The sequence below is a fragment of the Bradyrhizobium sp. genome, from assembly GCF_036735945.1.
Classification (GTDB): Bacteria; Pseudomonadota; Alphaproteobacteria; order Rhizobiales; family Xanthobacteraceae; genus Bradyrhizobium.
In genome coordinates this window covers 1-5879 of the sequence record NZ_DAINNI010000200.1, presented here as the reverse complement: position 1 = coordinate 5879, position 5879 = coordinate 1, and the positions used below count along the sequence as shown (strand labels likewise).

At 66.8% G+C, this 5879-nt stretch carries 7 protein-coding genes and 1 tRNA gene; all 8 read left to right on the top strand.

Annotated features, from left to right (window positions below; translation table 11 throughout):
- The first annotated feature begins 137 nt into the window (after positions 1-137).
- A complete protein-coding gene (gene murA / locus V7E26_RS28860; RefSeq protein WP_324422792.1) occupies positions 138-1427 on the top strand; it encodes a UDP-N-acetylglucosamine 1-carboxyvinyltransferase in 1290 nt (429 codons plus the stop codon).
- A gap of 29 nt (positions 1428-1456) precedes the next feature.
- Complete coding sequence (locus tag V7E26_RS28855; protein ID WP_324422791.1) at positions 1457-1909, top strand: DUF2948 family protein; 453 nt, start codon at positions 1457-1459, stop codon at positions 1907-1909.
- Positions 1910-2042: 133 nt separating this feature from the next.
- Positions 2043-3338 (top strand): histidinol dehydrogenase, encoded by a 1296-nt coding sequence (gene hisD / locus V7E26_RS28850; RefSeq protein WP_324422790.1) that lies wholly within the window; start codon positions 2043-2045, stop codon positions 3336-3338.
- A complete protein-coding gene (locus V7E26_RS28845) occupies positions 3335-3838 on the top strand; it encodes a UPF0262 family protein (protein ID WP_324422789.1) in 504 nt (167 codons plus the stop codon). The genes hisD and V7E26_RS28845 overlap by 4 nt, the downstream gene beginning before the upstream one ends.
- Before the next feature lie 44 nt (positions 3839-3882).
- Positions 3883-4347, top strand: coding sequence for an arsenate-mycothiol transferase ArsC (locus V7E26_RS28840; RefSeq protein ID WP_324422788.1), 465 nt, complete (start codon positions 3883-3885; stop codon positions 4345-4347).
- 321 nt (positions 4348-4668) lie between these two features.
- Positions 4669-5292, top strand: a complete 624-nt coding sequence (locus tag V7E26_RS28835; protein WP_324422787.1) for a Maf-like protein — start codon at positions 4669-4671, stop codon at positions 5290-5292.
- Complete coding sequence (gene yacG, locus V7E26_RS28830) at positions 5282-5476, top strand: DNA gyrase inhibitor YacG (RefSeq protein WP_324422786.1); 195 nt, start codon at positions 5282-5284, stop codon at positions 5474-5476. Before V7E26_RS28835 ends, yacG begins: the two co-directional genes overlap by 11 nt.
- 139 nt (positions 5477-5615) lie before the next feature.
- A tRNA-Phe gene (locus V7E26_RS28825) sits at positions 5616-5691 on the top strand.
- Positions 5692-5879: the final 188 nt, after the last annotated feature.

Here is a 5879-nt window from a genome sequence, read left to right as displayed (position 1 = left end):
CCGACCCGAAATGTTCCACCAGCCCGCCCGGCAATCATGAATAAGACGGGCTAGCCGCCCGCCCCATCAAATCGCCGCAAATGTCGCCGCTTCTCCTGCAGAGGTGCGCTCATAATTTGTGCAGGGGGAGGGGTGGCATGGACCGCATTCGTATCGTCGGCGGCAGCAAGCTCAATGGCACCATCGCCATTTCGGGCGCCAAGAATGCCGCGCTGCCGCTGATGATCGCGGCGCTCCTGACCGAGGACACGCTGACGCTCGACAACGTGCCGCGGCTCGCCGACGTCGCGCAGTTGCAGCGCATCCTCGGCAACCACGGCGTCGACATCATGTCCGCCGGCAAGCGTTCCGGCGACCGCGCCTACCAGGGCCAGACCCTGCACATCTCCGCCGCCGATATCATCGACACCACGGCGCCCTATGAGCTGGTGTCGCGGATGCGCGCCAGCTTCTGGGTGATCGCGCCGCTGCTGGCGCGGATGCACGAGGCCAGGGTATCGTTGCCGGGCGGCTGCGCCATCGGCACGCGGCCGGTCGACCTGTTGATCATGGCGCTGGAAAAGCTCGGCGCCGAAATCACGATCGACGGCGGCTATGTGGTGGCGAAGGCGCCGGGCGGCCTGCGAGGCGGCGCGATCGATTTTCCCAAGGTGACGGTGAGCGGCACCCATGTCGCGCTGATGGCGGCGACGCTGGCCCGTGGTACCACGATCATCAGCAATGCCGCCTGCGAGCCCGAGATCACGGATGTCGCCGATTGCCTGAACAAGATGGGCGCGCGCATCAGTGGCGCCGGTACGCCGCGGATCGTGGTCGAGGGCGTGGAGAAATTGCATGGCGCACGCCACACCGTGCTGCCGGACCGGATCGAGGCCGGCACCTACGCCATGGCGGTCGCGATGACCGGCGGCGACGTGCAGCTATCCGGCGCCCGTCCCGAACTGCTGCAGTCCACGCTCGACGTGCTCAGCGCGGCCGGCGCCACCATCACCGTCAACAATGACGGCATCCGGATCGCCCGGAACGGCGCCGGCATCCGCCCGGTGACGGTATCGACCGCGCCGTTCCCGGGTTTCCCGACCGATCTGCAGGCGCAGTTGATGGCCCTGATGGCCTGCGCCGGCGGCGCCTCGCAGATCACCGAGACGATTTTCGAGAATCGTTTCATGCATGTGCAGGAACTTGCGCGGTTCGGCGCGCGTATATCGTTGGACGGCGAGACCGCGACCATCGACGGTACCGCAACACTGCGCGGCGCGCCGGTGATGGCCACGGATCTGCGCGCGTCGGTGTCGCTCGTGATCGCGGGCCTTGCCGCCGAGGGCGAAACCATGGTCAACCGCGTCTACCATCTCGACCGCGGTTTCGAGCGGCTGGAGGAAAAGCTGTCGGCCTGCGGCGCGTCGATCCAGCGCATCAGCGACTGACGTGTAGCAGGATTGGTCAGGAATACGGGATGCCAGCGGAGCCGCTGAAACTGATTGCGCTGGACGCCGACGACCTTTCGGTCATTTCGGCGCATGTGCAGGACGCCCGCGTCCAGCCCGCCGACATCGTCTGGCGGCAGGACGAGAAGCGGCTGGTCGTCGGGATGAACCGGCTCGACTGGGAGCAGACGCTGTCGGGCGGAACCGAGCCGCGCCGCCTGGTCGCCGCGCTGCGCTTCGACCGCGTGCTGGCCTGCAAGTCACGCAACATCGATCTGGAGCAGCCGGATGCGGTGTTGGAACTGGTCGGGATCGAATTCCATCCCGCCGAGGCCCCAAGCGGCAGCGCGCTGCTGCTGTTCGCCCACGGCGGCGCGCTGCGGCTCGACGTCGAATGCCTGGAATGCGAGCTCACCGACCTCGGCACCGACGATCTCGGCACCGCCGACGCCGCCCTGGCCCCGACCGGGCGGGAGGGGTGAGAAGGTCGTCATTCCGGGGTGGGCGAAGCCCGAACCCGGAATGACGACCCCCAAGGGTTGACGGCCCCAAGCAGCCGCGCCATTGAGCAGGGACCTTCGATCCCATCCCCAAGAAAAGCGCAAAACAAAGCCCATGCCCGTCCGCCTGGATACCAGCAGCGCCGATTTTGCCTCACGCTTCAAGGAATTCCTTGGCGCCAAGCGCGAGGCATCGGCCGATGTCGAGCGCGCCACCCGCGCGATCGTCGATGATGTGGCGGCCCGCGGCGACGCCGCCCTGATCGAGGCGACCAAAAAGTTCGATCGCCTTGAACTCGACGCCTCCGGCCTGCGCGTCACCCCGGCCGAGATCGACGCCGCCGTGAAGGCCTGCGACGCCGCAACCCTCGACGCGCTGAAATTCGCCCGCGACCGCATCGAGGTGTTTCACCGGCGGCAACTGCCGAAGGACGAGCGCTTCACCGACGCGCAAGGCGTCGAGCTCGGCTGGCGCTGGAGCGCGGTCGATGCGGTCGGCCTCTACGTGCCCGGCGGCACCGCGGCCTATCCGTCCTCGGTGCTGATGAACGCCGTGCCGGCGCGCGTCGCCGGCGTGCCGCGCGTTGTCATGGTGGTGCCGGCGCCCGACGGCAAGCTCAACCCGCTGGTGCTGGCCGCCGCCGATCTCGGCGGCGTCTCCGAGATCTACCGCGTCGGCGGCGCGCAGGCGGTGGCGGCACTCGCCTATGGCACGGCGACGATCGCCCCGGTCGCCAAAATCGTCGGCCCGGGCAACGCCTATGTCGCCGCCGCCAAGCGTCTCGTATTCGGCAAGGTCGGCATCGACATGATCGCGGGGCCTTCCGAAGTCCTGGTCATCGCCGACGACACCGGCAATGCCGGCTGGATCGCCGCGGATCTTTTGGCGCAGGCCGAGCACGACGCCAGCGCGCAGTCGATCCTGATCACCGACAGCGCGCGGCTTGCCGCCGACGTCGAGCGCGCGGTGGAATCCCAGCTCGCAACATTGCCCCGCGCCGAAATCGCGCGCGCCTCCTGGAATGATTTTGGCGCCGTCATCATGGTCGGGAAGCTCGACGAGGCGGTCGAACTCGCCAACGCCATCGCCGCCGAGCATCTCGAGATCATGACCGCGGACGCCGAGGCGCTTTCGGCAAAGGTCCGCAATGCCGGCGCGATCTTCCTCGGCCCGCATACGCCGGAGGCGATCGGCGATTATGTCGGCGGCTCCAACCACGTACTGCCGACGGCGCGCTCGGCGCGGTTTTCGTCCGGGCTCGGCGTGCTAGACTTCATGAAGCGCACATCGATTCTCAAATGCGGCCCGGATCAGTTGCGCGCGTTGGGGCCTGCCGCGATGACCCTGGGGAAGGCCGAGGGTCTGGACGCCCATTCACGCTCCGTCGGATTGCGCCTCAATTTGCCATGAACAAGCCGCCGCCAGACGATGACCAGAACAACCGCATCGTCGCGGTGACGCTCGATGAGGAATCGATCGGCCGTTCCGGTCCTGATATCGAGCATGAGCGCGCGATCGCGATCTACGACCTGATCGAGCAGAATCTGTTCGCGCCGGAGGGCGACGCGCAGGGCCCGTTCACGCTGCATCTCGCAATTACGGGCAACCGGCTGATGTTCGACATCCGCCGCGAGGACGGCACGCCGGTGGTCGCGCATCTGCTCTCGCTGACGCCGTTCCGTCGGATCGTGAAGGACTATTTCATGATCTGCGACAGCTACTACCAGGCGATCCGCACCGCGACGCCGGACAAGATCGAGGCCATCGACATGGGCCGCCGCGGCATCCATGACGAAGGCTCGCGCACGCTGCAGGAGCGGCTGAAGGGCAAGGTGCGGGTCGATTTCGAAACCTCCCGCCGCCTGTTCACGCTGATCTGCGTGCTGCACTGGAAGGGGCAGGACGCATGAGAACCGGGAACGCGAAGCGGTTCACTGAAGGGAATTCGTGACGCATGGATGCGCCCCGCGCGCGCAATCCGCAGGCCGTGCTGTTCGCGTGCGGCCTGAACAGCGTGCGCTCGCCGATGGCGGAGGCCCTGCTCAAGCAGATGTTCCCGCAGGCGCTCTATGTGAAATCCGCCGGCGCCCGGAAGGGCGAACTCGATCCGTTCGCGGTCGCCGTGATGGCCGAACTCGGCCAGGACATTTCCGGCCACAAGCCGATGACTTTTGAAGAACTCGACGATTGGGAAGGGCTCAATTTCGACCTCATCATCACGCTGTCGCCGGAGGCCCACCACAAGGCGCTGGAGCTGACCCGCACGGTGGCCGCCGACGTCGAATACTGGCCGACGCCTGACCCGACCACCACCGAAGGCAGCCGCGACCAGAAGCTCGCCGCCTACCGCGAAGTCTGCGACGGCCTCTCGATGCGCATCCGCCGTCGCTTCGCGAAGGCGGGCGCGGCGAGCGGGTAGAGCCCTCCGTCTGCGTTCCCCGGACGCAGCGCAGCGCGTAGCGGTGCGCGGCAGAGCCGGGGTCCATGCCGGCGATTGGTCCCGGCTCTGCGCCGCGTCACTGCGTGCCGCGCCGCGTCCGGGACACGAGACGGGAGACCGGGCAATCCGTCGTCACTGTCATCCCGCTGACAAGCGCCTGCGCCTATAAGCGCCGAATCCGCCGGGGCGGCACAGAGATTCGCAAGTACAACAACCACTTGTCACCCGGTTGTGGAATAGAGTGCCTTCCGATAGTTTCCGCGCGCGTCCCACCCGAATCCTTTTCCCGATAAGCCCCGCATGCTTGGCCGTCCCAAAATCGTTCTTGCTTCCGGTTCGCCGCGGCGGCTCGCCCTGCTCAACCAGGCCGGTATCGAGCCTGACGCGCTGCGCCCGGCCGATGTCGACGAGACGCCGAGGCGCGGCGAGCTGCCGCGCGCCTGCGCCAACCGTCTCGCCCGCGCAAAAGCCGATGCGGCGCTGAAATCCGTCCAGCTCGACGACGAACTGCGCGGCTCCTTCCTCCTCGCCGCCGATACCGTGGTTGCGGTCGGCCGCCGCATCCTGCCCAAGGCCAATCTGGTCGACGAGGCCGCGCAGTGCCTGCGGATGCTCTCGGGGCGCAATCACCGCGTCTATACCGCGATCTGCCTGGTGACGCCGAAGGAAGCGTTCCGCCAGCGCCTGATCGAGACCAAGGTGCGCTTCAAGCGCCTGAGCGAGGATGACATCCAAGCCTATATCGGCTCCGGCGAATGGCGCGGCAAGGCCGGCGGCTATGCCGTGCAGGGCATAGCCGGTTCCTTCGTGGTCAAGATGGTCGGCTCCTACACCAACGTGGTCGGCCTTCCGCTCTACGAAACCGTCACGCTGCTCGGCGGGGAGGGTTTCCCGATCCGCTTCGGCTGGCTCAATGCTGGCTAAACCGCCTGAAGACGCGGACGGGGCGAAGCCGCCGGCCAAACCCTGCCCGGTCTGCGGCAAGCCGGCCGATCCTGCCACGCTCCCCTTCTGCTCCAAACGCTGCCGCGACGTCGACCTGAACCGCTGGCTCTCCGGCACCTACGTCATTCCCGGCCGCCCCACCGACCCCGAAGACGCGGAATAAGGCTATCCGCCAATAACTTGGGGATGAGGCACCAAGCGGGCCCGCCCCGCCGAAGCCTCCGGCGAAGGCGGGTGGACAGGCGCTCCCGACCTCTCTATAAACCGCCCGCCCGGTTCGGCCTTTTCAGGCCCTCGGGTATGCCCAGGTAGCTCAGTTGGTAGAGCATGCGACTGAAAATCGCAGTGTCGGTGGTTCGATCCCGCCCCTGGGCACCATTCCAAAATCGGCTCCGCTGTAAACGGAAGCCGCCGAGCGAAAGTTCCGTTTCCGGGGTAGCTTGAAGAGTGGACCGGATGGTTCGATCCCGTTCCCGGGCGCAACCAACCGGCGCAGCTTCACTTCGACCGTCTGTCGATAGCTAATTAAGTTGGCCGGTTTTGGTAACACATCAAATGTCCGCTTC